We start from the raw sequence: 22738 nt of genomic DNA, 5'->3' as shown, positions 1-22738 counted from the left end.
CGCCACCACGCGCAGGCCGCCTAACCTCTCACCCCAGATGGACCAGAGCCTCCGCTCCTGAACACCGCTGAATGTCCCAAATCATCTGACGACGGACAACCGCCGAAGAACGGGCGTACCTCTCGCAAGAGATGCTCCTGGCGGACGGCGAGCTGGATCACCTCTCGGACTGGCACGACGGCCTCGGCAACATGGGGATGAGCGCCGGCTCCGGACGGAAGGGCGATCCGACCGAGGACGAGATGAAGGGCCTGATCGAGGACCTGGCGGAGTTCCGGACAAACGGACGGTGCACGTCGGGGGAATGGAACAGACTGATCCAGGGCCTGTGCATCGAACGGGACAGCAACGCCCGCATCCGGCGCCTGTTCGAGGAGGCCTCGGGCATCTCGGACGAGATGCTGTGGGGCCTGAAGGAATGTGAGGAGGCGCATGAGGAGGCGCGTGAGGCCATCGAGGCGCTGAACCAGCGTCGGGACGAGCTCCACAAGGCCGGCCGGGACTGCCCCCGGGCTCACATCAACTGGGAGCGGTTCCACCCCATCCCCGGGACGCAGTTGGCCCTTCCGACGCTGGGCGAGCACGTCGGCGCGCCCGAGGCCTAGAGCGTGATGACCCGGCCGGGGAACGCCTTTCGGAAATCGAGACCCATCAGGCCTGCCCCTGAACGATGCGCCGGGCGAACTCCAAGCCGGCCTTCCATCCCTTCCGGGCGGACGACGTCTGCTTGTTCATGAACAGGTAGTGGAGGGGGTGCTCCTCCATGTCGAACCCCTGGTCCTTGGCCCACGTCTCCCACGCCTCGATCTCCTCATCGGAGCACGGGTCCAGAGCCTTGGGAGAGATCGCGACCTCGGTGGTGACTGCGCCGACATGCTGCGCCTCGCGCCACGCCATGTACGCCTCCGGACCATTGAATAGATCCGTCCAGTGGGGGTGGATGAAATCGGACAGGACGCGCCCTGGCGGGATCACCTGCTCGACCAGGGTCAGCTTGCCCATGTCCTCCGGCATCAGCGTGACGCACGTGTTCATGAAGTTGACCTGCCGCGGCTCGCTCCCCTCAAACGCGACCTCGGCAAGTTGAAGAATGCCGGGTGAGCCGTCCTCTTCCCGGACGCGAATCCACCAGTTCTCGATGCGGGCGGTCATGCTGCGCTCCTGCCTTCATCCGCGACCTGCCTGCCCCTGTCGGTTAGCCGATAGGCGACCCGGCCCTCGAAGGGGACCTTCTCGAACAGCCCGAGGCCGGACAGCCATTCGAGAGTGCGGTCGGGCTTCTCCGGGGCGCAGACGCCGGTACGGTTCGGGTCGGCATCCGCCACCCGACGCATCATGGCGATCTCCTCAATCGATACCGCCGCGGTCCAGGTCACACGCACGGTTCCCGGTGCGCCCGGGCCCAAACCACGCAGCGGGAGATGCTGAGGCTTCGGAGGCGGAGGCTGCCACACGGCGCCGAGGTCGTGGCATTCAAGCTGATGCTCGTCGCGGATCTGACGTTCGGCTTCCTCGACCTCGTCCATGGACATGATGGCTAGGGTCGGCTTCCCGCCGTATCCGAAGTCATCCCATTTGAGGTCGGCTTCTTCGAGCACCTTGTAGTCGTTCTCGCGGTCGACCTCGCCCGCCCATTGCGTGTCGGTCCCCCGGAGGTGGATCTGCCGGGTCTCCATGCCGTCGGCGATGTGCGCGACCAGCTTGGCCGCCATCTTCGGCGAGACATCGGCGTGGTAATAATTCCCGCCCCCGTCGTACGGCAGGTAGACTACGAGCTCGTAGGAACCGTCGTCGACCGGCTCGATGTCCTTGGTGCGGAGCCACGCCTTCACGGCATCGTCGAGGCCGGTGGCGTCGAGGTAGCCGGGGCGGAGGTAGAGGGCGCGCTTCTTGGCGGTCTCGGTCATGTCTCTACCCGCTCCCCTTCGTTCAGCAGGGACACCGCCGAATCGAGCGCGATCCGAAGGCTCTCGATCTCCGCGGCCGCCTCTTCGATGATGGGACGGCACGAAAGGACGCCGTCGACCCGGGACCCCTTGTCCCCGAGGCGGGCGTCCATCTCGGCGACCCTCACCCGCAGGGCGAAACTCTTGCGGATGGTGGCTGCGCTCACGGTCTGCTCACCCATGGAAGGACCCCACCTGCGGGAGGGGCGCGACCGGGGTAAGCGACGTCTGCACCGGCCGTGTCGACCAGCGCACCTTGAATCCGCCTCGGTCGTCGGTGGCGAGGCAGAGCCCGACGTGCAGGGTCGGCACAGCAAGCCGGCCGCATCCCTGGAGCTCAGGGATGTGGCCGTCATGCGGCGTGAAAGGTCGCCCGCAGTCCGGGCAGACCAGGGCGATGGTTGGTTCATGCGCCATAGGTCGGGCACTCCGCTTCGGTGATGCCGGCTTCGTCGCAGCATTCCGAGTAGGGCACGCCGCAAGGGCACCGGGATTCCTCTGGGTAGCTCTCCTTCGAGACGCCCTCCACCTTCCACCGGTCGATCTCGGCCATGGTCTGCTTGACGTTGGCGTGCATCGTCTCGGGCCACTCGTCCTGGAACATCTCCCGTAGGCCGTTCCCATCCCGCCATGAAACCTTGAGCAGGTTGCGGAGCTCTTCCGGCGTCAGGGTGATGCTTCCCTCCGGGCGCCGAGCCCGTTCCTGATCGAGCAGGTCCATGAGCTCCAGCACCCGCAAGGCGAGCTCGTCCTTCGTGCGGTGCATGAGAGAGCGCCGGGTGACGCGCGAGGTGACCTCGAAGACGGGCATGTCAGAAGTCATTCCAGATGCCGAAGGGAAGCTCGGTGCGCTTCGTGGTGATGACCATCTGCCTATCTCCGTAGGCTTCCTGATCAAGGCCGACCTGCACCACGACCGGGCGTCCTTCCTCGTCCTGCGAAGAGACGAGGGTCGCCTCGAAACTCATCGGCCCATCCTCAAGCGACCAGAGGCCGTTCCAAAACGGACGGAGGTCCTCGACCGTGCGCTCGGCGTTTCCGTAGTTCGAGATGTAGCCCCAGGTCAGAAGCTGCCCCTTGCTCCCGCACTCGATGCCCTTGCCGGCGGAGACGAACTCAAGGAAGCGGATTGCCTCGGTGGAGGCGCGGTCGCGGTCCATGCCGGCGAGGACGCACTCGGCGAGGGCCCTCACGCCGGGGGCGTCGTTGATGCTGCCCTCCGGGTTGACCGGCAGCACGATGAAGAAGGGGTTGGAGCGGCCCAAGATCAGGACCTCCCCTTCGCGGCCGCGGCGGCGCGCTTGGCCGCCCGGTTGATCCCCGGTGGAATCCGCATGGGATGGGGGCGGGCCTTCCCGTTTCGGATGCGGTCGGCAACCCCTCTCCACGACTTGATCTCGTCGGGCGTTAGGCCTTCCTCGGGCGGCGGGGGCGTCTTGATCGTCACGCCGCGCAGGACTGCGAGCTCGGCCTCGTTGGCGACGCGGACCCGGATGCCAGCGATGGTGATGGGCGGCCATGCCCGGGGACGGCCTGCCTCGGGCGGGGCGTTGAAGGCGCGCTCGATCTTTCCGACGCGGGGATCGGCGAGGATCTCATCGAAGGTCGCCTCGTCCTCGGCGTACATGCCGGGCGCCAGGACGCCGGGCATCACCGCCTTGGTCACCGGATCGAGATCGGACGGCACGTAGTTCGGCTTGAACCAAGTCTTGCCCATGATCAGGCTGTCTTTCGATGCTGGTGGTGGATGGTTTCGATGTCTTCCTGCATCCGCTCCACGAAGCGGGCGTCGTCGGTCGCATCGCCGGGATGCTCCCCGTTCCAGCCCTCGCTGGATGCCTCGAAGCCCGCGCGATAGGCGGCAACAAGCCCGCGGTGCCGGACGAAGCCCGCCTCGTGCAGCATCTGCAGGGCGCGCGCGGGATAGGTCTCGGACCCTTGGCCCGTGCACTCCCACAGGATCTCCTGCGCGATCTCCAGGTCCGGCATGCCCATCAGCGTGGCGATGCGCTCGGCATCGGCGCGGTCCTTCTCCATCCTCATGGATGTGAGGGTCCGCTGCAGGGACTCGGCCTCCTCCCTGCTCAGGGCGAAGACGGAGCCGGCAAGGGACGCGATCTTGTCGGAGGCGACGGAATCGGAGTGTGCGTCGGACATGCGTCAGCCTCGCGAGAGTTCAGCGAGGAGTGACGGGACATCTTTGGCCGTTCGATCCGGCATGACGGGATTGGACCCCGCCACCGGCAGCCGCGCCCTCTCCATGGGCACCAGCCGAAAATACGCTCGCACCGTCGATTCGGGTAGGCGGCCGCGTTGACATCGAACGAAACAAGATGTTTCGTCGGTGATCCCCGGTAACGGGGGCAAACCGTTTTTCAGGTCCTGGGCGAAACCTCCGGACCCCCGGTTTCTCCCCTCCATGAGGGGGCACACCTACGACAGGCCCTGGCACCGCCGGGGCCTTCGTCGTTTCAAGGCTTGCGTTATTCAAGGCGTGTCCTATTATATCGGACATGGACGGCACGGATGATCCGGCCTCCATGAACCGGACGCAGGAAGCCGCATCATGTCCAAGCCCACCATCGACACTGCCATCGCCGCCTGGAAGGCCGCCGCCACCCAGGCGGACCGAGACCTCGCCGCCACGGCCATAGAGGAGCACATCGCCCACGAGACGCCCGAGGGCGGCGATTACGAGTTCGCGACCGCAGAGCTCATCGAGCGCCTCAAGGCCGAGTGCGGCCCGCTGACGGAGCCCGATGCCCGCACCTTTTTCATCGCGGTCCCCGGCGGTACCGGCACAGGCATCTTCGGCATCGGCATGACCGAGGAGGGAGCGCTCGCTGACGCCTACCGCGAATCCCAGACCCGCCCCGCCGCCGTCTCCCTTGACGAGGACGGCGACTGGGTCGTGTCCTACGAGGGAACTTACGATGCGTTTCCGACGGAGGAGGAGGCGAAGGAGCACGCCGCCAGCCTTGGCTTCGTCGCCCGTCCCTGCACCGAGCGCCTGTACGACCACATCGACGACCATGGCTGTGACGCCACGACGTTCAGGTGGGATCAGTCCGGCGCCCCGGGACGACCTGCTCGACGACGAAGGAGATGGCGACGGCGAGGTTGAGGCCTTTGACCGCCGCCTGTCATCGGCCGAGGGCTATGCGGAGGAAAGTGGGGTGTCCGTCGGCGAGGCGCTCCACGGGTGCCACCGCTACTAGACTAGCCAGAGAGCTACCATTCCAGGGCGGCCCGGTTGGGCCGCCCTTCCTCATGCGGGAACCCACGTCCATGCTCCTCGTCCTCCGCCCCATGACCCAGCCCGACGATGGCGGCGTATGCGTCGGTGTCCTCGACGGGGTGCCCCTGGTGTTCCATGGCCGCGTCGCAACCGCGGGCGACCGCCAGTACGAAGCCAAGGCCATCGCGGGCGAGATCCTCGAAGCGGTCGACGCCGCGGCGAAGGAGGTATTCGGGCCGGAGTGGGTTCAGGCCCTCGCGCTCGTCACCGGTCTGAATCCGCGCACCTGTCAGAGAGACCGCGTCGGGCGATACGGCCTCCCGGCGCCAGTCCTGCGTGCGCTCGGCGAGGCGGCGTTCGAACCCTGGCCCCGGGTGACCGGCGACCTGATGCTGGCCTGCGCACGGCTGATGAAGACGAACGCCGTCGAGAACCAGAGCACGCTACGCGGCGAGAGGCATCCTCGCTTCGCGGGCCCCCCGGCCGGCAGCCCAATCGACGTCACCATGGACACAATCGCCCAGCATGCGCGGGTCCTCGTTCAACGCCTCGTCTCCGAGCGCGCCGAGCATCGCGCGCCGGCGCTCGACGACGAATAACGAAACGTCTTCTTAAGGGGCGATGCTGTAGCGTCGCCCCTTCGGGACAGGCTCGGCCATGTCGGGCGCCCGCAACGTACGGACGCAGGAAACCGACATGCGAAAGAATTCCCCCCGAGACGGGGCGGGCGCGCCGTGCGTGCGCGACCTGCTCCTCGGCAAGCTTCCCCTTCGAAATTCTCACGCCCGGCACATCCAGGCGGTGATCCTCTCGATCTGCCCCGCGATCTTCGACGGGGGCCGCGAGATCATGCTGGCGCAGTGCGGGGGATCGCCCCCGTTCTTCGAGCTCGTCCGAGGACTGTGGCGGGCTGCGAACACCTGCCTCAACAACAAGGGCGACCGGATCGCCGCCGAGACCCGGTTCGCCAGCGATCTGTTCGAGGCTCGCGGAATCCTTGGCCGGATCACTTACGTCCACACGGCCATCGACAGGGACCTCGACCTCGGCCCGGACGGCCCCGAGGAGGAGTTTTTCGACACCGTGAGGCTCCTGCTCGCCGACCTAGGCGACAGGGAGGCGCGGGCCGAGACCGCCGACCTCGCATGGCGCCATGCCCGGCTGCGCGGGCGCGGCGAGGACGACCTGCTCTACTGCGCCGTCGGGGCCTCCCTTCACGCGGATGAGCCGTGGAGATTCCAGGAGTGGCGCCCCGGAGGCGGTCCTACCGGCTTCGTGCGCGATTGCATCGAGTTCGGACGCGCGGCCTTTACGGGCACGCTCCCGCAGGCCGAGCCGGAATGGGCGAAGGAGGCGAAGGCGAAGGCCGGCCTCAAGGCCATCGAGGCCGCCCGGACCAGCAGCGGCCCGTCGCTGCTGGTCCTGGCGACGACGGATCACCTGCCCGGGACGGCCAAGGCCGGCGAGGACCGCATCGGCGGTTCGAACGCGACGAACGCAACGACCGCCCGGTCCGAGTACGCGCCGTTCGCCGGCCGCCGCTGGCCCCTCGTCCGCGTGCCCGACCTCGCCCGGGCGCGGGAGATCCTCGTCGGCGAGTTCCCATACGCCGCCGACGTCGTCGATGCGGTGCTGCGGGACCTCGCCGGGCGGCCGCACGTCCACCTGCGCCCCATCCTGATCGTCGGGCCACCGGGATCGGGCAAGTCGCGGCTGGCCCGGCGCCTGGCCGAGGTCCTCGGGCTGGGATGGCAAATCATCTCCTGCGGCGGGGTCAGCGATTCGTCCCTAAATGGCACATCCCGCCAATGGGGGACCGGTCGCGCATCCGTGCCGCTGCAGCTCCTGAAGCGGCTTGGCATGGCGTGCGCGGTCATCGTCCTCGACGAGATCGAGAAGGCCGCATCGGGCAGGCAGAACGGCTCGATGCTCGACGGCCTCCTGACGCTGACGGCCGACCCCCAGAGCTTCTTCGACCCCTACGTCGAGCACCCGGTGGACCTGTCGGGGATCTCCTGGATCGCCACGGCCAACGAGCTGACAAGCCTGCGGAAGGACCACGGGGCCCTCGTCGACCGGTTCCGGATTTTCTCCATGCCGTCTCCCCGGCGCGAGGACCTCCCAGTCCTCGTTCGCGGGATCATGGCGGAGATCCGGTCCGAGCGTGGCCTGGACGAGCGCTGGCTCCCGGACCTCGATGGCGATGAGGAAGCCCTGATCGAGCAGCATTTCGACGGAGGGAGCGTGCGTCGCGTCCGTCGGCTTTGCGAAACCATCGTAGCGGGCCGCGACGGCCTGGCCCCCCGCCACTGATCCCGAACAAGAAATTTCACCATGCGTTCCACAACGGTCCCCGGCGAACACGGCGCCGCCCTCGTCGAGCTCTGCCAGCGTCACCTCGGCGCCGAGGCGCTCGCCGGGCGCGTCTCCGTCGATGCGGCCCGCGTCTGCGGCAGCCACTTGGAGGCGCTTCAGCTTGCGGTTCGCCACAAGGCGATGACCCCGGTCGAGGCCGCCCAGCAGGCGGCCGAGGCGCTGGATCTCGCCCTGGAGACGGGAGGCCGCGAGCATGTGCGTCCCTGACCTCCACGCGACGGCGGATCGCATCCAGGCCGCATGGCAGATGGGAAGGAGTTGCCGTCTCGTCGCGCGCGGGTTCCGGGCGAGGGTCATCTGCGCGGCGCGCCTCGTCGATGCCGGCATGCTGCACCCGGAGGCGGCGATGCGCATCGCCGCCGAGGCGGAGAGCCTGGCATTGGCGTTCGCCCCCCTGCCCATGTCGCAGCGGTGACGGACGTCTACCGCAACTTGAGCCGGCGCTGCTGGTCCGTCCGCGTCAGAAATCGGGTCGTCGGCCACGTCCCATCACTGACTCTCAGGGACGTCCGGTTCGTCGTCTCGCTCGCCGGTGTGCGCCGAATTCGGCTGCGGCAGGCCCGCGAAGTGGTCGCCATCGCCCGGGGCGTCCCCGCCGAATGCGGCCTCCCGGAAGGCGCGCTGAGGGTTCGGTTCGATCCCTACCGGTCCGACGAATTCACGCTTCCCGACGGCAGCCCGATCCGCGCGGCCGCCTCCGTGTCCTTCCTGCCCGACGGCTCGTGCTGGGCCGTCCCTATCCCACATGGAGATCCATCATGCGTAGCGTAGCCGTCGCCATCCTCCTCGCCCTGATCACCACCGCCGCGGCCGCGGACACCGGCCCATGGTCGGCACCGAACTGGTACGTGTCCGTCAGCCAGAAGACTGGCCCGTTCGTGCACACCACGGGGATGGCAGTCACCTCGAACCAAGCGACCGGCAAGGACGACGTCGAGGTCATGTGCCAGATCACCGACACGCGGCGCCCGCAGGACGCCATCGTCGTCCGGAGGAAGGGCACGGCCCAGATGGCGCAGGGTCTGTGGTGCGGCGGCGCGTCCGACCTTGGCACTTGGTGCCTCAGCCTGGAGACCGGCGCGAGGATTGAGTGGTTCGAGAAGACGCCCTGCGCCAAGGGCGTCGCGGAGTTCTCAACGGGCGACTGAAACGCTAAGGGCCTGCTCCAGCGATGGAAACAGGCCCAAAGTGTAGTGAAGTGGGCTGAGCTACGTTTTAGTTACGCGACATTCCCGAAGAGATCCGCAGACGTCACGGCCTTCAGGTTCTGTCGCCTCCACCGCTTCGAGAGGTAATCCAGGCCGTAGGGCGTGATGAACGTCTGCGCCCCCAGCGTCTCCCCAACGGCGGCCCGGACGACGAAGACACCCAGCTTGAGGAAGGGCGCCTTCGGCACGAGGCTGCCTCCTTGGTAAAACAGGAATCCGTCAGCCTTCAGCCAGGCGACGAACCCGTTGGCGGGGGCCCCGATGGCCCGGGCCGCGTTCTGCAGGCCGTAGTGGCCCTCGCTGTTGAGGAAGGTGTCGTACGCCTCCACTTTCGGGGCGGCCACGGCGATGACGGCGTCCTTCGCGATCAGGGCCTGATCCTGTTGGGCGACGGTCGCCTGGAGGACGAGGTTCTGCTGGGCGTAGTGTCCGATGACGCCCAGGACCTCCAGGGCCGACGCCGGGTCCTTGAACAGGGCCATCACGTCCATCGCAGACGGCGCCGCCGGGGCGGGCACGCCATAGCTCCCGGTCTTCCGGATCGACGGGAGGACCTCGTGGAAGACCCACCTTTGGAACCGGGCGATCCGGTCGGCCATGGCGACGCCGAGAGAGGCGACCTGCCGGCGCGAGGCGATGGCCCTGTACAGGCCCGGCTCCGTCACGATCAGGATCTCCTGCGGGCCACCAGGGGTCTGCACTGAGTGCAGACCCTTTTCGTCGTGGTCGAGCTTACGCGTGAGGCCCGACGATTCCTTGTGACCGAGCTCGCGGGCGATGTCGCGGGCGTCGAACACGGGCTCGCCGTCCCGGGCGTAGATGCGGACGGGCCGGCCATCGAAGCGGAAGCCGGAGGCGTCGAGCCCGGCGGTGATGGGGACGAGGGCGCTCATCAGTTCATCCCCCGCAGGCGGATGGACCGCGCCAGGGAGGCGCGCCTGTTAGCGACGACGGCCCGCTCTTCCCAGAGGCGCTCGGCCAGGAACGCGGACTGGTCTTCCACGACCATCGCGCGGAAGGCCTTCAAGGCGGCCTTCAGGTCGTCGTCGGTTCTGTTATCAGTGGTCTTGGCTCTGGACACGGGTGAACTCCGGTCTCGGGTGACTACGACCTGCCGGGGGGTGGTGCCTCCGGCAGGAACGTCCGACGTGGTGAATCGGCGTTAACCGTATTGTGGGGCCGGGGAATAAAAAAAGCAACCTTGCTTATAAACGGACGCTGAGGCATGCTGTAACGCATGATCACGAATTCTCAGTGTCGGGCCGCGCGGGCCCTGATCGGCGTCACGCAGGGCGATCTCGCCGAATGGGCGCAGGTCAGCCAGGGCACCATCGCGAAGTTCGAGGGTGGCCTGAGGACGCCGTTCGCGCCGAACCTAGCGGCCCTGCAGCGGGCCCTGGAGGAGCACGGCGTCGTCTTCCTACCGGCCACGGATGACCGGGGGCCGGGCGTCTGCCTCGCATCCCCTACGGCCTGAGCCCGGCTGAAACCTCAGCCCCTCACGCCCGGGCGCGCTTCATCAGGTAGGCCGGTCCCGCGCCCCACCGTTCCTTGCAGATCGCCGGACCGTCGGCCCCCTCGTAATCGAGCAGGCGCTGGATCTCGGCCCGGGTCGGGCGGTAGCGAAGCTTCTCTTCCCACGAGATGTCCCAGGCCGCGGGCTCGCCCCGGGCGCATCGAATCCGCGACAAGCGATTGCTCACCAGGCCTGCGGTGACGCCCTTGCTCCGTGCATAGGCCGCGACGGAACCGGCGGCCGCGACCCCGGCCTCGACCTCGCTGTCGTCGAGCTTGCGTTCCCGTTGGCCCCTCATGTCAGGCCGCCATCCGGTCGACGCCGAGGTAGCGGTCCCAATCGAACGCCGGCCACCATCGGAGGTCGTGGGACCGGTACTCGGGGACCGGGTCGGCGAGGATGCCGGCCCGGAGGATGCCCGCCAGGGTGAGGAGGAAGGCGACGTCGCCCTTGCTCACCGACGCCTCCCGCCCGGGGGGAGCCGGTTCAGGGCATCGGTGTTGTCCTCGGTCGCCTTCGTGTTCTGCCGCGTGATGCGCGTCAGGTCCTCGATGGATTCCCGAAGATCGCCGATGCGGGACTTCACGTCCGAGAGGGCCTCGTGGTCGTCGGGGTGCATCCGCGCCACCAGCGTCCTCGGGGTGAACGGAGACGGCTCAAGGGTGGTCGTGTCCGAGACCCTGCGCTGCTTGATGATGCCGCCGAGGACGCCGAGGAGAGCGGCGCCGAAACCCGCCATGCTGGCGATCAGGGCCTTCCAGGGCTCAAGGGCGGTGAGGACGCCGGTCAACACGTTGCTCACGGCGCGAAGCTCCTGGGCATGGGGGCCGGGGGCGAGGCCTCCAGCATGGCGAACACCCGACCGGCGACGACGATGTCCCGGCCGGCGCGGAAGGCGGAGCGGATGTCGGAGACGGCCAACGCGGCCGAGAACGCGGCGCCGATGCCGAACGCCCCGATCCTCGGCACCCAGAACAGGACGGCGATGTAGGCGTGGAGGGTCGCGCCGATCAGGGCGGTGATCGCCCTGAGGAGAGGGGTCTGCCGCCAGTGCCCGTTGATGGCCAGCGCGGCGATGCGCACGATGGCGATGGCGCCGATCAGCACCGCCCATTCGCTCTCGGGCATGATGGCCGCGAACCTGTCCCAGACGGCGCCGGTGGAGAACGTCTTGCCCGGCAGGGCCAGGGTCAAGGCGATGAGCGCGTCCGTCCCGGCGCAATGCCATTCCAGCGCGCGCGAGGGCGTGAAGACCGTCGGGATGCTACGGATCGACCTCATCTGACCTTCCTCCCGCGCAGGGTCCGCCTCACCGCGGCGAGCTTGCTGCGGCAGTCCTGCCCGGCCGCGCGCTCGTCGACGTAGGCCGGGGCCAGCGCGGACTGGGGCGCGTCCTCGTCCAGCAGCGCGGGCTGGGCCCTGCAGGTGAGCAGGCGGTCGGGGACCGGGGTCGGGTCGACGACGACGCGCTGGATGATCGGGCGCGGCGCTTCGAGCACCGGCTTGACGGTCGCGCACACGATGCGATGGCCCGGAATTGGCCCTTCGAAGGAGCGCGGCACGCAAAAAGTGTTACGGGGTATGCTGCCCTTGGCCGACGGCCAATGGCGGCGAAAAGGATTATTTCCGCTTCGCCCCTCCCTTCAGTGACTGGCCCTCGATCACTCTCTCCGCAGGGAGGCTCGCCAGACACCATCTCCTGCTTCGATGTCCCTGGGTACCGCCACACCCCAACACTCCCCCGTGGCGGCCTCGCCGGCCACCCTACCGGACATGCCCTTCCGGCCTGGACCCTGGATAATCGATCCTGTCCTTCAAGTATTGCCCAAGGATAGCAGCCGTACCGTCCGGGTTTGACCTTGCTGACGACCCGTGTACCATCCCTGCATCGAAGTCGGCGACAGTCGTGGCAGAGGTGCCCCGCGGCTGAGCCCAGCACAGGGACCGTCGTGACAACCCCGAAGACATCCGGAGGCCAGGCCTCCACCCCCGCGCAGCCCGTGGAGGGCCGTCGCTGGTCCTTCCAGGTCGATCAGCTCACATACGCTCGCCTGCTCCACCCCAAGGGCGGAACCGGCCAGGTCGCCTTCGGTGGTCCCAAGCCCGGCCGCAAGTTGGGTCCCGATGGCAAGCCCATCTTCACGTGGACCGACCAGCGCTGGTCTCCCCACGCCCTCGCGACCCGGACCCCCGCCCTCGGCGGCGCCCGGTTCATGTCGATGGCGTCGTATCGGTGTCATCAGCGGGGCGAGCCCAAGCCCTCGAAGAACGAGGCCAACATCACCGCCATCGGGTCCAACTGGCTCGACCTCGACACCTACGCGACCCATGAATGGCGCGACGTCTCCCCGGAGGAGATCCGGGAAGTCATCCTCAACACCATCGAGGACATGGGCCTGCCTGTGCCGTCATGGATCGTCTTCAGCGGTCGCGGGCACCTCGTTGTCTGGCAGTACCCGGCGCAGGCGTGGCCGCTCATCGGAACCCGCTGGAAGGCCACGCAGCGCATCCTGCACGAGCGGTTCCTGTTCCTGGGGTCCGATCCGAGCGGCAGGACGGCGACCAAGTGGTTCAGGTTGCCCCAGACCAAGAACGAGAAGTCCGGCCTGCAGGTGTCGTTCGCCTGGCCCCATAGCCTCGCGGACATCCAGCGCACGAACTTCGACGCGTTCACCGCCGCCGTCCTCCCCCATGCCCGCCAGTCCAAAGACGACAAGGCCAAGGCCAAGGCCGAACGGATCGCCAAGGCCGCCGCACGCGCCGCCCGTCCCCGCCGGGAAGGCCAGCATGGTGCCAAGCTCGGCGGCCGGTCCTACTGGGGCACGCTCCGTGCCGACCTGGAGAAAGTTTTCGCCCTCCGTCACGGGAACGGTCCCATCCCCGACGGCGGCGGCCGAAACGCGATGATCAAGGCGTTCGCGTACGCCGCCGCATGGGATCTGCCCGCCAGCGACCTTGAGGGTTACGTCCGGTCCCAGGCGGCCCGCTGCGGCCTCTCCGAGGCCGAGGCCCTGGCCAAGACGGTGACGATCCGGAAGCGGGCCAAGGAGGCTGCCGAGGGCATCCGCGTGCTGTACCAGGGACGCAAGGTCGACCCCCGCTACCGCCCCGCGCCCCGGACGTTCTGCGAGGACCTCGGCATCACCACGGCGGAGATGCGCAAGGCCGACCTGCGCATGCTCGTCGATTCCACCCGGCGGAAGACCAACGCCGTCGGCCGCGTCATCACCGCCCGCCGGAAGGCTGGCATCATCGACCGTGACGTCCAGCAGGCCACCCGGCGCGCCGTCGGCAAGGCCGCCCTCGACATGCGCGCCGTCGGCCTGACGAACGCCGAGGTGGTGCAGGTGTTCGACCTCCCGAGCCAGCGCTACCTCGACACATGCCTGAGGGACGCCCGGGCCATAGCGGCCATCGGCGTCGTGACCAAGAAGCCCAAGACCAAGCGCGTCCAGAAGGCCGCCCCGTCCCCGAGCCCGTCATCGAATCCGTGGCCGTCGACGCCGATCCCGACCAGTCCCAGGGCGCACACGAACTGTTACGGGCTACTAAGGCGAGTGCTCCTGCCGGTGACGCCGTGCTTGTGGCCCGCATCGACAGGTCTTATGATCTCGGCGTCACGATGGTCGGCACCTCCCTCCACCGCAGACAGACGCCCGCTGCGCGCCATCCGGCCCGGCGGGCGTCTTTGCGTCTGGTGGAGGCGTGACGATGCCGATCATGTCGACGATGGACGAGATCCGGCTGCACCAGCGCCAGCGCACCGCCATCCGCGATGGCTGGTACGGAGGCCGCCCGGCAGTGTCACCCCACGGTCGCCGGATCTATCGCTACGGGCAGGTCCATCACCTGACCTCCGTCAAGGAGGCCCTCCATGCGCCGCCCCCCCATGACGAGGGCCGGGCCTATCTCCGCCGCGTGCTCACGGAATGGCGCACCACGCATTCCGTCGTGGCGACGCATGACGATGCGGCCGGAGGCCCCGTCCGGCGCGCCCTCGTGGCAGCCGGCTTGGCTCTGGCCGATCCCGGCGTGGACGGGCAGGAGCGCGCCGACACGCTCGTGATCATCGCGACGACGTGGTCGCATAAGCATATCGACGGGGGCATCGCGAAACTCGCACTCAGCCCCGTGGGACCGTGGGACATCCGCAAGATCGGGATGCCGGGGCCAGACTAGATTTCAACAACACGATTTCAACAACACGTGTTGTTCAAACAGTTGGTTATGACGTCGATCCTGTTGGGGGCTTCATCGGGCGGATCGACCGATGGCTCATGTGTGACGCGTCCGCTTGTGGCTTGCATGCCCCCGTCGAGAATGGAGGCGTCCCCTACGGAGCCCTCCGTCATGACCACCGCCCTCGACATCGCGACGATGCTCACGTCCTGCCCGTCCCCGGGCTCGCCCCTTCCCATCCCCCTGGAGAACCCCTCGGCCGAGCGGGCCCGTACGCGCAGGGATGCAGCCGAGCGGAAGCGTAAGGAGAGGGCGAAGCGCCGTGAGGCAGGCCTGCCAGACCCGCGTTCCGTGGACAGCGCCATCGCGCAGGCGGTCGCAACCATCCTCATGCAGTCGTCCATCCCGGCACGCATCCAGCAGACGAAGACCCTGGATGGCATCGCGGTCAGCCTCAAGTCGATCATGGGCGAGGCAATGGCCATCCTCGTCGAGGGACGGAACCAGGTCCCGGCAGGGGCGAGGCAGGCCCTGATCGACAGGCTCGGACTCGCCGGCTGAGGAGCGAACCGTCCCGGCGGTATGCGTTGCCGTATTCATGGCCAGTCAAGACCGTGGAGGCATCGTTAAGGGAGCACCTCCCCATTCGGGGGCTGACTGAGTGTACGACCACCGCAATAAGGGCGCCGCGTTCGGCACCCTGCTAGAGCTGCGTCCGCTCAGGTTGGGTCATAAGCGTCGTAGCCTGCGGCGGTGATGTAGTTTCGGCATTCGGTTGGGCTGAAGGCGGCAAAGGCGTCCCTGATGGCCTGGCAGAGGTCTGGGACGGTGCGCGCGGCGGCCGTGCGCAGGAGGGCTTTCAGCTTGGCGAAGGCTTGTTCGATGGGGTTGAAGTCCGGCGAGTAGGCGGGGAGGTAGATAATCCGCGCGCCGGCCGCCTCGATGGCCTCGCGCACGCCGGCGACCTTGTGGACATTCAGGTTGTCGAGGATGACGGTGTCGCCGGGCTTCAGCACAGGAGCCAGGGTGTCGGTGACGTAGGCCCTGAAGCGCATGCCATTCGTCGCTCCGTCGAAGACGGTCCTGGCGATCAGGCCCGTGGCGCGCAGGGCGGCAGTGATTGTGGTGGTTTTGTAATGCCCATGGGGCACGGCGATCCGGCAGCGCTCGCCGCGCGGAGCACGACCATAGCGGCGTGCCATCTTGGTCGTAGCGGCCGTCTCGTCGAGGAAGACCAGGCGATCCGGATCAAGATCGAGTTGGCGCTCGAACCAGTCCTCGCGCGCGGCCTTCACATCCGACCGCTCCTGCTCGGCCGCGTGGACAGCCCCTTTTTACGGGTGATGCGGTGCCGGGCGAAGAAGCGCGACAGACTGCTCGTGCTTGCCCGGACGCCGCGTTCCGAGAGCCTGTCGCGGAGCTCACGCAGGAAGGATTGCGGATGCTCTTCGTAGGTCCGAAGGATGAGGGCCGCCTGCGCTTCCAGGCGCTGCGAGTTGCGGTCGCCGCCCATCGGCTTGGGCGCAATCTGCCCGTCCTGCCGGTAGCGTTCGTGCCACCGGATCGCGCTGGCTGCTCCGATACCGAAGCGTTTGGCCGCCTGACGCCGCGATGCGCCCGCTTCAATCGCGGAGACCACACGTGCGCGCAGATCGACCGACAGGGCTGAAGGCATGGCAATCCTCCCTCACAAGCCCGCTCATTGAACCACACGCAATCCAGACTGCCTACCCCAAGCGATTCAAGCCGCCAGGGCACGGCTCTAGTGGCTCCTGGCACGTGAGCCGTTCCCTTCCGCCTGAGAACCTGCTCTGATACCGTTCAAGCAGAACGGAGCCTAGCTATGGCAGTTCTTCGTAATCTCCGCGCACAGGTAGATAGCGATTCTACAGTGATCGCTTTCGTGTTTTCCGTCATTGCGGCTAGCTGCGCCGTAGTCGTGTACGGGGTGCTCTGGCCGTAGACGGGCAGGGTCAGTCTTCGAGGGCGGCACGGCCGTTGTGTGGTGGCGGCATGCTGTCGGCTGGACCTCTTCCCTCAGTCCTTTTTCTGCGTCTTCGAGTAGCGGTTGATCGCTGCCTGACATCCAGGCGAGAGCTTGAATATGTTCCGCTTGAAGCAGGCTTGCACCTCAGGCCTGCCCGGACCCCGAGCTCCTGGGCTGCGGGCGCCGGCAATGGAGCGAGCACAGAAGGTTGCCAGCGCAACATCTTTGCTTGATTGCATTGCATTCTATCTCGCCAGCCAATTAGCTGTCACAAATAAACAAGCAGTTTTTCGGCGGCATGTTACAGTGGCGGCCGCCGTGATTCGGTTTAGTGCTTCCGATGTAATCAGCCGGCAACGCGCGGAGGGCTCGTCATGAAGTACGTCCTGGTCGCTTTCGGTTTCTTCGCGTGCCTGCTCGCATACGTCCCGACGGAGGCAAATGCCTTCGTATGCGCTCGCGGCGTCTATCGGGCCGGGTGCGTCGGCCCTCGTGGTGCGGTCGGCGTCCGGCGCGGATACTACGGACCGCGTGCGGTGGGGGTCGTCCGACGCGGATACTACGGGCCGCGGATGGTCGGGGTGCGGCGCTTCCAGCGCTGGTAGTGCCCGTTACTGCCTCTTCGCCCTCAGCGTGACAAGAGGGGCTGCGGTTACAGCAGCATTCACTGACTGCGAGCCGAGTGCCTCACGCGCTCTAATCATGGCTGCGCAAAGCATGTGGTTTAACCAACCAGGCGGCTGTGTGCGAGAGGAACCCCCTGCGGTCTGTCAGACTCGAACCTCCAGGGCTTGATTAAGCGTGACATTTGAGTGGGGACGGATAACTCTGGGCAGCTTGCAAGCGTTTCCGAGAGACGCCTTCAAGCGGCGCTTCGTCTGCGCCGGGCCACCTCTAAGGTTGACGCAACAGACGATTTTGATGCGTGCTGACCCAATCCCGGGGAGGCTGCATGAGTCAAGCGTCACGATGGACAGCCGCTTACGGTGCCCTTCTCGTCCTCCAGACCGCGGTGGCTTCTAGCCTGCTCTGGATGATCCTGCCGATCTTCCGACGGATGGTCTCTCACATCGGAGAGCCGCAGGATCTTGACCCATGGCGTCTCGCGATCATCGTCGGCGGCGTTGTCGTCCTACAATCCTGCTATTGGGTGAGACTTCGTTACGTGCCGATCTTCGTGCCGTTCCGGAACGTCCTCGTCGGACACCTGCTCCAGTTTTCCAGTCGCGCAAGCTTCTTCTTCGGCGGTGCGTTTTTCTCGGTAGTCTTCTTCAGGCACGTGCCTGAACTTGGGGTACTCCCGCCGTTCGGCCAAGCTGCTGCCAAGGGGATCACAATCATCGCGATCCTGTTCGCTCTGTTCTGTTACTCGCTGGAACTGGAGCGGCTGGGGAAGGCCATCGAGGAGCCGCCGATCAAATGTCGCTAGGACGCGGGGTCGAGTGTGTCAGTCTGCGTGGACGACACGAGGCGTGGTTTGGAAGCAGCCTTCGACGGCGCCTCGATTGCGGCCTCCTTGCCGAGGCGGCTCTCGATGCTTGCGCGCGCTTGCGCAATGATCCGCTCGATGAACTGAAAGTGGTCGCGCTCGATCTCGCCCGCCGCGAGCCTCTCGAACAGCCACTCCGTCATGCCTTCGAACTCCGCGTCGGCGGCAGCCAGCTGTTCGGCTGTGCCGGTTTTGATCACCTGAACCAGTTCAACCACCCGGCGCAGTTTGGCGCCTTCTTCATGGCTGCGGCGCAGCCGGCGCCGCGACGCGATCCAACCCACGAGGGGCGCGAAGATGGCACAGACCATGACGGCGAGCCAGTAGACGTTGACGGTCTGGTCGAGCAGACTTTCCTGTTCACCGTTCAGGTAAGCCAGCGTCCCGGGATGGACGGGGAGCAGTGCGGACCTCTCGGTCTCAGGCGCCTCCATCTGGCCTGCAGCCGGCAGCGTGGCGACGAGCTTCGCCTTCGTGGTCAATAGGAGCCGCGTGATCTCGCCAGCTACGCGGTCCGGCAGCGAGGCGCGCGAGACGAGCAGAGTGCGGACGGCGAAGGTGTGGATCGCCTCATCGGGTTCGCTCGGCGTTCCCCCATAAGTCCCTTGCTTGATCTCGATTGCCTTGTAGGCAGGTACACGGGCGACAATGGCGTCTGCTTCCGCAATGTCGAGGTAGGACGGCTTCGCCTTGAAGCTCTTCCGGATGCCGGCGAAGGCGTCCGGGATCAGCCCGGGTCCAAGCGGGCCAGTAGCGAGCGCGGCGATCACCCGCTTCGCCTTCAGCGCGGGTCCGAATTCCGCCGCCGGCATCTCGATGAGATCGGCCTCGCGTAGGCCGTAGAATGCGCTGAAGGCTCTAAGCAGGCCGGGATCGACTCCCTTCGCCATCGCGACCTTCTTGCCCGCAAGCTCGCTCACGTTCTCAATCTTGGACTGTGGTGGCAGAAGAACCGCGACCCCGTCTTGCCGAAGCACAAAGATCGTTCGTCCGTTCGCGGCCGCCTCGTCGTCGCTCCTCACCACGGCAAGATCGACGCGGCCTTCCGTGAGCGCCTCTCCACTTTCGGACAAATTGTCCGTCGGGATAGGGACCAAGCGGATGAGGGGATGCTCGGCGGATAGATCGCGGATGAAGGCGGCGAGCACCTTCTGCCCGTCGCTTCCGACTGGGCCGGTTGCCAAGGTCACAGTGTATCTGGCTGAGACGAGCGAGGGGTAGCGCGTCAGGGTGTAGGCGCCAGCCCCTATCCCCGCGAAGAGGGTGCCCACGATGGCCACGATCTTGAGGAAGGGCTTCATCGCGCGCTGGGCTCGACTGGCACATCGTGGGTTGGTCGGATCCGCCAGAACTCCAGCACCGAGACCGCCCCGACGGCATAGGCGGAGGCCCACAGGACATTGACGAGCCGCGTGACAAAGGCCTCGCCGCTACCGCCTGGCAACGGTGTCATTCCGAGGCCCAGCAGGAGGATGAAGGTTGCGAGAGCGATGACGTAGATCGGCGCACGCTGGCCGGCGGTCGCGATGCGGCCTGCGAACGCGAGGGTTGCCGCGAGGCACACCATCACGAAGAACGGGAAGGTGTCGTTCAGCAGGATCAAGTTGTAGACGACGGCCGCTGCCAAACCGCCAATGAGGTTGCCGAGGATCAGGCCCAACGCCGCATGCCGCCCCTGCAGGGGATTGTGCTGACGGAGCAGGTTGACGATCACGATCAGCACGACGACGGCGAGTTCTGATGCGACGAGAACGAACCCTGTCAGGACTGGCATCAGGACGAGCGTGTTCAGGAGCGCCTCCCGTGCCGCCTGAGGCGGGCTGGGAACATTGGAGGCGCCTGCCGACGCCTGAGGTGCGGTATCGGTCGCGTCTCCGGGGAATACCGCGAACGCGACCCATGCCGTCAGCACCGCCACGAAGCCTGCGGAGACGAGCACACCAGCAAATTCCACGGCGGCGTCGGGCGACGCGACGGCGAGGACCGGCAGGGAGACCACCGAGATCTGGAGGAGGAGCGTCACGAGGTTCGGTGCGCCCCTCAGGTGGGCGTAGAACGATAGGTAGAGCAGCAACGCGAGGGTAAGGATCAACGCGGCAGGGTGGCTCAGGAGTGACTTCGTGATCGCGAGGACGAATCCCGTCGACAGTCCGATCAGGAGCACGAGGGCGAGGCCCTGGCTCAGGCTCGGGGGCTGCCGCAGCTTCGTGAGCACCTGCGCCGTCAGCAGCGGCGCCAGGAACGTCGCGTCCCACCCGACCGCCTCGACGAGCGCGAAGCATGCGGTCACGCCGAAGGCGAGACGGAGCGCGGCGCGGCGCGCCCTGGTAGGTTCTCGTTCGCTCGTCAGGTCAGTGGACATAGGTCAGAAGCGCCACGAGCCGCATTCGGAACCGCCCGATGGTGTTCATCACAGGGCTGTCGTGGGGATAGACCATCACGTTTGCTTGCGAGCCGACCCGCAGGGGACGGGTCTCCCGGTCGAATTCGATCCGCACCGGCATGGGCTGGGGCGTTCTGATCCAGCCGCTCTGGCTGCGCGGGCTTGGCAAACCGGTGCGGGCATCAATGCTGCGGTTTCCGACGCCGTAGCCGAGGGCCGCGACCCGTCCCGGCATCACCCGCCCTGGGAGGATATCGAGAACGATCTCGACAGGATCGCCGACCTTGATGCTCTCAAGGCTGTTCTCGCGGAAGGCAGCCTCGATCCAGACCTCGCGCAGGTCGATGTAGGTCATGGCGGCCTCGCCCTTGCCGAGCACCTGACCGACCGCAAGCGAGAGATTGGTGACACCGCCGTCGGAGGGCGCAACGACCGTGGTGCGTGTAAGGTCGAAGTTCGCCTGCTCCAGCGCGCCAAAGGCCTCCCGGATCTGGGGATTATCCTTGCCCTGCGGCCCAAGGGTTTGCTGGGCCTTCTCGACCTCGGCTTTGGCCTGGGACACGCCTGCCTCGGCGGAGTCGAGCGTCGTCTGCGCCTGCTGCTGACGGGCTTGGGCATAGACGCCCTTCTTGACCAGCTCGAAGATGCGTCCCGTCTGCTCGCGCGCATTCTCCCGCTTCGAGACCGCGTCAGCGAGCTTGGCCTGCGCCGATGCAACGGCCGCCGTCGAGGCCCCGATAGACTGCCCCGCGGCTTCGAGCTTCGCCTCGGCGCGCCGAACGGCAAGCGCGTATTGATCCGGATCGATGCGGAAGAGGACCGAGCCGGCCTCCACGCGCTGGTCGGTGTGAACGCTAACCTCGGTCACCCTGCCGGCGACCTCCGGGGCGATCCGCACAAGGTAGGCCTGGACGAGCCCCTGTGAGGTGTAGGGCGTTTCGCGATCACCGGCGATGCCGTAGGCGAAGAGGACCGCGCCCAGCGCCACGACCGCCAGGGTGACGCGGCGCACCGGGTTCTTCGCGGGGCTTTGCCGCTGCGCGGGAAAGTCCGGCACGGAGCCGTCGCCCTCGCGATCCGCTGACATCCGGGCCATGGCTGGAGCGATCTTTCAGTTGAGCTTCCGATAGAGCCGCACGATCGCCTCCTCGGCGACGAGCATCGTCACGACGACCACGATCAGCGTCACCATTCCGTGGAAGGCCCCCTCGAAACGAACGCTGCTGCCGAACACGACCGTCAGAGCCTCCAGGATCACGAACTTGGAGCCGAACAGGACCAGCCAGGCGAAGAAGAAGCGCGAAAATTTCATGAGGGCGCCGGATCTCGCATTGAAGAAATCGGCGACCCAATGCTCGACGAAGATCGTCAGCTTCAGCAAGACCTGCAGCAGGATGGCGGCCAGCAGGGAAATCGTGAACGACTCGATGAAGACTTTCCCGGAATATTCGACGAACAGGTTCAGCACGACGAGGTCGATCAGGATCGCCGTGAAATATCGGACGAACAATCGCTGATTGTTCGACGGCGCGACGGCCGAGAGCGGCAGGAGCGTGTCGATCTGCGCTGCCACGGCCATGCGCGCCTCCCGGATATTATTCGATCGTCTGAGTCTTAAAACTTACACGAGTATTCGAGATATGTCGAAGCCGATGTCGTCAATTTTGGCAGCACTCAAGATTGAATTGCATGACCGGAGACGATCTCTTCCGGATCTCCTTGACGCTGTAGCACGCCTCCGAAATACGCGATTGGAGAAATTCCGCTTTGAGGGAAGATCCGCGCGGTGGCGACGACAGCCTAGAGCATCTCCGGTACCGCGGTAGTCGGGTCCCGTCGCGTCGGGATGCGTCTTTACTCCCAGTCCCGACTGTCGAGCGTGCACGCACCACGCGCGGCGGCTGCGATGGCCGACATGGCCGCGTCGAGCGAAGCATGTTCCCGCTTCACTGACTTGAGGAGCCCGGCAGGTTCCGGTTGGATCAGAACGTCGTCGGTGTCGTCGGGCTTCGTAACGGTCCCGAGCTTCCGCCCCAGACGATCATCCAGGGTCCAGGCATTGCCAGTGGACCCAGTGGGCGTGAGGACGACATCCATCTCTTCGATCCTGAACGTGGGGCGGTACTTCCGAGAACGAATGCGGGACGGGAGGACCGATTCAGGCGGTGATCCTCTCGACCAGCCTCTTGGTTTCGTCGATGGCGACCCGAATGATCTCGGCCTGGGCGGAGATCCGGTCGGCATCAAGCCTCGCTTCGGCATCGGTCGACCACCAGAGGCCGCTGTCTATCTCGCGGAGCATGTCGGTAAGACGCTGGGACCCTGTTGGCGAATTCCGAGGGGTGGTGGTCTGGGTGTAGGATGGCCGTCCCGCCCGGAGGCCACTCATGTCGCTCCGCCCGCAATCCGTGCTCCC

At 66.6% G+C, this 22738-nt stretch carries 34 protein-coding genes; 13 read left to right on the top strand and 21 right to left on the bottom strand.

Translation table 11 applies throughout. The annotated features are described in order from the left end of the window. Positions 1-131 precede the first annotated feature (131 nt). Positions 132-605, top strand: a complete 474-nt coding sequence (locus tag ASF57_RS11065; protein WP_056483193.1) for a hypothetical protein — start codon at positions 132-134, stop codon at positions 603-605. Positions 606-651: 46 nt separating this feature from the next. On the opposite strand, the gene ASF57_RS11060 is transcribed toward ASF57_RS11065, so the two are convergent. The 7 genes from ASF57_RS11060 to ASF57_RS11025 all read right to left on the bottom strand — a co-directional run bounded on the left by ASF57_RS11060 (position 652) and on the right by ASF57_RS11025 (position 4103). Next, positions 652-1152, bottom strand: a complete 501-nt coding sequence (locus ASF57_RS11060) for a hypothetical protein (RefSeq protein ID WP_056483190.1) — start codon at positions 1150-1152, stop codon at positions 652-654. Then, positions 1149-1907 carry a hypothetical protein gene (locus tag ASF57_RS11055; RefSeq protein WP_056483188.1) on the bottom strand — a complete coding sequence of 253 codons (759 nt, stop codon included), beginning with the start codon at positions 1905-1907 and terminating at the stop codon, positions 1149-1151. Before ASF57_RS11055 ends, ASF57_RS11060 begins: the two co-directional genes overlap by 4 nt. Then, positions 1904-2128, bottom strand: a complete 225-nt coding sequence (locus tag ASF57_RS11050; protein ID WP_056483185.1) for a hypothetical protein — start codon at positions 2126-2128, stop codon at positions 1904-1906. The genes ASF57_RS11055 and ASF57_RS11050 overlap by 4 nt, the downstream gene beginning before the upstream one ends. Before the next feature lie 224 nt (positions 2129-2352). Further along, positions 2353-2757 carry a hypothetical protein gene (locus tag ASF57_RS11040; RefSeq protein ID WP_056483179.1) on the bottom strand — a complete coding sequence of 135 codons (405 nt, stop codon included), beginning with the start codon at positions 2755-2757 and terminating at the stop codon, positions 2353-2355. A 1-nt stretch (position 2758) separates the two neighbouring features. Continuing rightward, a complete protein-coding gene (locus tag ASF57_RS11035) occupies positions 2759-3211 on the bottom strand; it encodes a hypothetical protein (RefSeq protein ID WP_056483175.1) in 453 nt (150 codons plus the stop codon). Between the two features lie 2 nt (positions 3212-3213). Beyond that, complete coding sequence (locus ASF57_RS11030) at positions 3214-3663, bottom strand: hypothetical protein (protein WP_056483172.1); 450 nt, start codon at positions 3661-3663, stop codon at positions 3214-3216. Between the two features lie 2 nt (positions 3664-3665). Further along, entirely contained in the window at positions 3666-4103 is a 438-nt protein-coding gene (locus ASF57_RS11025; RefSeq protein WP_056483169.1) for a hypothetical protein, read from the bottom strand. A 409-nt stretch (positions 4104-4512) separates the two neighbouring features. Here ASF57_RS11025 and ASF57_RS11020 point away from each other — a divergent pair, with 409 nt between their 5' ends. The 6 genes from ASF57_RS11020 to ASF57_RS10995 all read left to right on the top strand — a co-directional run bounded on the left by ASF57_RS11020 (position 4513) and on the right by ASF57_RS10995 (position 8708). After that, a complete protein-coding gene (locus tag ASF57_RS11020; protein WP_056483166.1) occupies positions 4513-5070 on the top strand; it encodes a hypothetical protein in 558 nt (185 codons plus the stop codon). A gap of 164 nt (positions 5071-5234) precedes the next feature. Next, positions 5235-5783 (top strand): hypothetical protein, encoded by a 549-nt coding sequence (locus ASF57_RS11015; protein WP_056483163.1) that lies wholly within the window; start codon positions 5235-5237, stop codon positions 5781-5783. A 97-nt stretch (positions 5784-5880) separates the two neighbouring features. Beyond that, a complete protein-coding gene (locus tag ASF57_RS11010; protein ID WP_162241558.1) occupies positions 5881-7497 on the top strand; it encodes an AAA family ATPase in 1617 nt (538 codons plus the stop codon). Between the two features lie 21 nt (positions 7498-7518). Continuing rightward, a complete protein-coding gene (locus ASF57_RS11005) occupies positions 7519-7767 on the top strand; it encodes a hypothetical protein (protein WP_056483157.1) in 249 nt (82 codons plus the stop codon). Continuing rightward, a complete protein-coding gene (locus ASF57_RS11000) occupies positions 7754-7975 on the top strand; it encodes a hypothetical protein (RefSeq protein ID WP_056483154.1) in 222 nt (73 codons plus the stop codon). Before ASF57_RS11005 ends, ASF57_RS11000 begins: the two co-directional genes overlap by 14 nt. 343 nt (positions 7976-8318) lie before the next feature. After that, the gene (locus ASF57_RS10995; protein WP_056483151.1) at positions 8319-8708 is read left to right on the top strand and encodes a hypothetical protein; all 390 of its coding nucleotides are present in this window, start codon (positions 8319-8321) and stop codon (positions 8706-8708) included. Positions 8709-8779: 71 nt separating this feature from the next. Here ASF57_RS10995 and ASF57_RS10990 read toward each other — a convergent pair whose 3' ends face one another. Both ASF57_RS10990 and ASF57_RS10985 read right to left on the bottom strand, forming a co-directional pair. Beyond that, on the bottom strand, positions 8780-9661 hold the full coding sequence (locus ASF57_RS10990; protein ID WP_056483148.1) for a phage antirepressor KilAC domain-containing protein: 882 nt from the start codon (positions 9659-9661) through the stop codon (positions 8780-8782). After that, positions 9661-9849: a hypothetical protein gene (locus ASF57_RS10985; protein ID WP_056483142.1), complete on the bottom strand. Its 189-nt coding sequence runs from the start codon at positions 9847-9849 to the stop codon at positions 9661-9663. The genes ASF57_RS10990 and ASF57_RS10985 overlap by 1 nt, the downstream gene beginning before the upstream one ends. Positions 9850-10005: 156 nt before the next feature. Here ASF57_RS10985 and ASF57_RS10980 point away from each other — a divergent pair, with 156 nt between their 5' ends. Then, entirely contained in the window at positions 10006-10245 is a 240-nt protein-coding gene (locus tag ASF57_RS10980) for a helix-turn-helix transcriptional regulator (protein ID WP_056483139.1), read from the top strand. 22 nt (positions 10246-10267) lie between these two features. Here ASF57_RS10980 and ASF57_RS10975 read toward each other — a convergent pair whose 3' ends face one another. The 5 genes from ASF57_RS10975 to ASF57_RS10960 are packed head-to-tail and all read right to left on the bottom strand — an operon-like array spanning position 10268 to position 11846. Then, positions 10268-10582, bottom strand: coding sequence for a hypothetical protein (locus ASF57_RS10975; protein WP_056483136.1), 315 nt, complete (start codon positions 10580-10582; stop codon positions 10268-10270). Position 10583: 1 nt separating this feature from the next. Continuing rightward, positions 10584-10742, bottom strand: a complete 159-nt coding sequence (locus ASF57_RS25670; protein ID WP_156376091.1) for a hypothetical protein — start codon at positions 10740-10742, stop codon at positions 10584-10586. Continuing rightward, complete coding sequence (locus tag ASF57_RS10970; protein WP_056483133.1) at positions 10739-11086, bottom strand: hypothetical protein; 348 nt, start codon at positions 11084-11086, stop codon at positions 10739-10741. Before ASF57_RS10970 ends, ASF57_RS25670 begins: the two co-directional genes overlap by 4 nt. Then, positions 11083-11565, bottom strand: coding sequence for a hypothetical protein (locus ASF57_RS10965; protein ID WP_056483130.1), 483 nt, complete (start codon positions 11563-11565; stop codon positions 11083-11085). Before ASF57_RS10965 ends, ASF57_RS10970 begins: the two co-directional genes overlap by 4 nt. Then, positions 11562-11846, bottom strand: a complete 285-nt coding sequence (locus tag ASF57_RS10960) for a hypothetical protein (protein ID WP_156376090.1) — start codon at positions 11844-11846, stop codon at positions 11562-11564. The genes ASF57_RS10965 and ASF57_RS10960 overlap by 4 nt, the downstream gene beginning before the upstream one ends. Before the next feature lie 387 nt (positions 11847-12233). Here ASF57_RS10960 and ASF57_RS10955 point away from each other — a divergent pair, with 387 nt between their 5' ends. From ASF57_RS10955 to ASF57_RS10945, 3 genes are all read left to right on the top strand, one after another. Further along, positions 12234-14177, top strand: coding sequence for a hypothetical protein (locus ASF57_RS10955; RefSeq protein WP_156376089.1), 1944 nt, complete (start codon positions 12234-12236; stop codon positions 14175-14177). Beyond that, complete coding sequence (locus ASF57_RS26220) at positions 14086-14463, top strand: hypothetical protein (protein ID WP_162241557.1); 378 nt, start codon at positions 14086-14088, stop codon at positions 14461-14463. Before ASF57_RS10955 ends, ASF57_RS26220 begins: the two co-directional genes overlap by 92 nt. A gap of 171 nt (positions 14464-14634) precedes the next feature. Further along, positions 14635-15024, top strand: a complete 390-nt coding sequence (locus ASF57_RS10945) for a hypothetical protein (RefSeq protein WP_156376088.1) — start codon at positions 14635-14637, stop codon at positions 15022-15024. Positions 15025-15182: 158 nt separating this feature from the next. Here ASF57_RS10945 and ASF57_RS24675 read toward each other — a convergent pair. Then, positions 15183-16138, bottom strand: a protein-coding gene (locus tag ASF57_RS24675) for an IS630 family transposase (RefSeq protein ID WP_156376087.1) whose coding sequence is annotated in 2 segments (ribosomal slippage) — positions 15183-15787 and positions 15787-16138 — 957 coding nt in all. Because the reading frame shifts where the segments join, the coding sequence is not laid out codon by codon here. Between the two features lie 686 nt (positions 16139-16824). Between ASF57_RS24675 and ASF57_RS26895 the strand changes: the two genes are divergently transcribed. Both ASF57_RS26895 and ASF57_RS10925 read left to right on the top strand, forming a co-directional pair. Beyond that, positions 16825-17055 carry a hypothetical protein gene (locus tag ASF57_RS26895; protein ID WP_056483109.1) on the top strand — a complete coding sequence of 77 codons (231 nt, stop codon included), beginning with the start codon at positions 16825-16827 and terminating at the stop codon, positions 17053-17055. Positions 17056-17402: 347 nt separating this feature from the next. After that, positions 17403-17879 carry a hypothetical protein gene (locus tag ASF57_RS10925; protein WP_056483105.1) on the top strand — a complete coding sequence of 159 codons (477 nt, stop codon included), beginning with the start codon at positions 17403-17405 and terminating at the stop codon, positions 17877-17879. On the opposite strand, the gene ASF57_RS10920 is transcribed toward ASF57_RS10925, so the two are convergent. From ASF57_RS10920 to ASF57_RS25665, 6 genes are all read right to left on the bottom strand, one after another. Continuing rightward, positions 17876-19240, bottom strand: coding sequence for a TAXI family TRAP transporter solute-binding subunit (locus tag ASF57_RS10920; RefSeq protein ID WP_056483102.1), 1365 nt, complete (start codon positions 19238-19240; stop codon positions 17876-17878). The genes ASF57_RS10925 and ASF57_RS10920 overlap by 4 nt on opposite strands. Beyond that, positions 19237-20301: a DUF2955 domain-containing protein gene (locus tag ASF57_RS10915; protein ID WP_056483099.1), complete on the bottom strand. Its 1065-nt coding sequence runs from the start codon at positions 20299-20301 to the stop codon at positions 19237-19239. The genes ASF57_RS10920 and ASF57_RS10915 overlap by 4 nt, the downstream gene beginning before the upstream one ends. Further along, positions 20291-21418: an HlyD family secretion protein gene (locus ASF57_RS10910; RefSeq protein WP_348528123.1), complete on the bottom strand. Its 1128-nt coding sequence runs from the start codon at positions 21416-21418 to the stop codon at positions 20291-20293. The genes ASF57_RS10915 and ASF57_RS10910 overlap by 11 nt, the downstream gene beginning before the upstream one ends. A gap of 15 nt (positions 21419-21433) precedes the next feature. Beyond that, the gene (locus ASF57_RS10905) at positions 21434-21901 is read right to left on the bottom strand and encodes a hypothetical protein (protein WP_156376086.1); all 468 of its coding nucleotides are present in this window, start codon (positions 21899-21901) and stop codon (positions 21434-21436) included. 275 nt (positions 21902-22176) lie between these two features. After that, the gene (locus ASF57_RS10900; RefSeq protein ID WP_056483097.1) at positions 22177-22419 is read right to left on the bottom strand and encodes a hypothetical protein; all 243 of its coding nucleotides are present in this window, start codon (positions 22417-22419) and stop codon (positions 22177-22179) included. Between the two features lie 61 nt (positions 22420-22480). After that, positions 22481-22738: hypothetical protein (locus ASF57_RS25665; protein ID WP_210166824.1), on the bottom strand; the 258-nt coding region annotated here is incomplete at its 5' end.

Source organism: Methylobacterium sp. Leaf117 (assembly GCF_001422985.1).
Lineage (GTDB): Bacteria > Pseudomonadota > Alphaproteobacteria > Rhizobiales > Beijerinckiaceae > Methylobacterium.
The sequence above is the reverse complement of the archived record's forward strand: the minus strand, read 5'-3'. Positions and strand labels throughout refer to the sequence as shown.

Excerpts from the sequence above, each read along its gene's own strand:
- ASF57_RS11065 (WP_056483193.1), top strand. The coding sequence starts at position 132 with ATGCTCCTGGCGGACGGCGAGCTGGATCACCTCTCGGACTGGCACGAC.
- ASF57_RS11060 (WP_056483190.1), bottom strand. The coding sequence starts at position 1,152 with ATGACCGCCCGCATCGAGAACTGGTGGATTCGCGTCCGGGAAGAGGAC.
- ASF57_RS11055 (WP_056483188.1), bottom strand. The coding sequence starts at position 1,907 with ATGACCGAGACCGCCAAGAAGCGCGCCCTCTACCTCCGCCCCGGCTAC.
- ASF57_RS11050 (WP_056483185.1), bottom strand. The coding sequence starts at position 2,128 with ATGGGTGAGCAGACCGTGAGCGCAGCCACCATCCGCAAGAGTTTCGCC.
- ASF57_RS11040 (WP_056483179.1), bottom strand. The coding sequence starts at position 2,757 with ATGCCCGTCTTCGAGGTCACCTCGCGCGTCACCCGGCGCTCTCTCATG.
- ASF57_RS11030 (WP_056483172.1), bottom strand. The coding sequence starts at position 3,663 with ATGGGCAAGACTTGGTTCAAGCCGAACTACGTGCCGTCCGATCTCGAT.
- ASF57_RS11025 (WP_056483169.1), bottom strand. The coding sequence starts at position 4,103 with ATGTCCGACGCACACTCCGATTCCGTCGCCTCCGACAAGATCGCGTCC.
- ASF57_RS11020 (WP_056483166.1), top strand. The coding sequence starts at position 4,513 with ATGTCCAAGCCCACCATCGACACTGCCATCGCCGCCTGGAAGGCCGCC.
- ASF57_RS11015 (WP_056483163.1), top strand. The coding sequence starts at position 5,235 with ATGCTCCTCGTCCTCCGCCCCATGACCCAGCCCGACGATGGCGGCGTA.
- ASF57_RS11010 (WP_162241558.1), top strand. The coding sequence starts at position 5,881 with ATGCGAAAGAATTCCCCCCGAGACGGGGCGGGCGCGCCGTGCGTGCGC.
- ASF57_RS11005 (WP_056483157.1), top strand. The coding sequence starts at position 7,519 with ATGCGTTCCACAACGGTCCCCGGCGAACACGGCGCCGCCCTCGTCGAG.
- ASF57_RS11000 (WP_056483154.1), top strand. The coding sequence starts at position 7,754 with ATGTGCGTCCCTGACCTCCACGCGACGGCGGATCGCATCCAGGCCGCA.
- ASF57_RS10995 (WP_056483151.1), top strand. The coding sequence starts at position 8,319 with ATGCGTAGCGTAGCCGTCGCCATCCTCCTCGCCCTGATCACCACCGCC.
- ASF57_RS10990 (WP_056483148.1), bottom strand. The coding sequence starts at position 9,661 with ATGAGCGCCCTCGTCCCCATCACCGCCGGGCTCGACGCCTCCGGCTTC.
- ASF57_RS10980 (WP_056483139.1), top strand. The coding sequence starts at position 10,006 with ATGATCACGAATTCTCAGTGTCGGGCCGCGCGGGCCCTGATCGGCGTC.
- ASF57_RS10975 (WP_056483136.1), bottom strand. The coding sequence starts at position 10,582 with ATGAGGGGCCAACGGGAACGCAAGCTCGACGACAGCGAGGTCGAGGCC.
- ASF57_RS10965 (WP_056483130.1), bottom strand. The coding sequence starts at position 11,565 with ATGAGGTCGATCCGTAGCATCCCGACGGTCTTCACGCCCTCGCGCGCG.
- ASF57_RS10945 (WP_156376088.1), top strand. The coding sequence starts at position 14,635 with ATGACCACCGCCCTCGACATCGCGACGATGCTCACGTCCTGCCCGTCC.
- ASF57_RS26895 (WP_056483109.1), top strand. The coding sequence starts at position 16,825 with ATGAAGTACGTCCTGGTCGCTTTCGGTTTCTTCGCGTGCCTGCTCGCA.
- ASF57_RS10925 (WP_056483105.1), top strand. The coding sequence starts at position 17,403 with ATGAGTCAAGCGTCACGATGGACAGCCGCTTACGGTGCCCTTCTCGTC.
- ASF57_RS10920 (WP_056483102.1), bottom strand. The coding sequence starts at position 19,240 with ATGAAGCCCTTCCTCAAGATCGTGGCCATCGTGGGCACCCTCTTCGCG.
- ASF57_RS10915 (WP_056483099.1), bottom strand. The coding sequence starts at position 20,301 with ATGTCCACTGACCTGACGAGCGAACGAGAACCTACCAGGGCGCGCCGC.
- ASF57_RS10910 (WP_348528123.1), bottom strand. The coding sequence starts at position 21,418 with ATGGCCCGGATGTCAGCGGATCGCGAGGGCGACGGCTCCGTGCCGGAC.
- ASF57_RS10905 (WP_156376086.1), bottom strand. The coding sequence starts at position 21,901 with ATGGCCGTGGCAGCGCAGATCGACACGCTCCTGCCGCTCTCGGCCGTC.
- ASF57_RS10900 (WP_056483097.1), bottom strand. The coding sequence starts at position 22,419 with ATGGATGTCGTCCTCACGCCCACTGGGTCCACTGGCAATGCCTGGACC.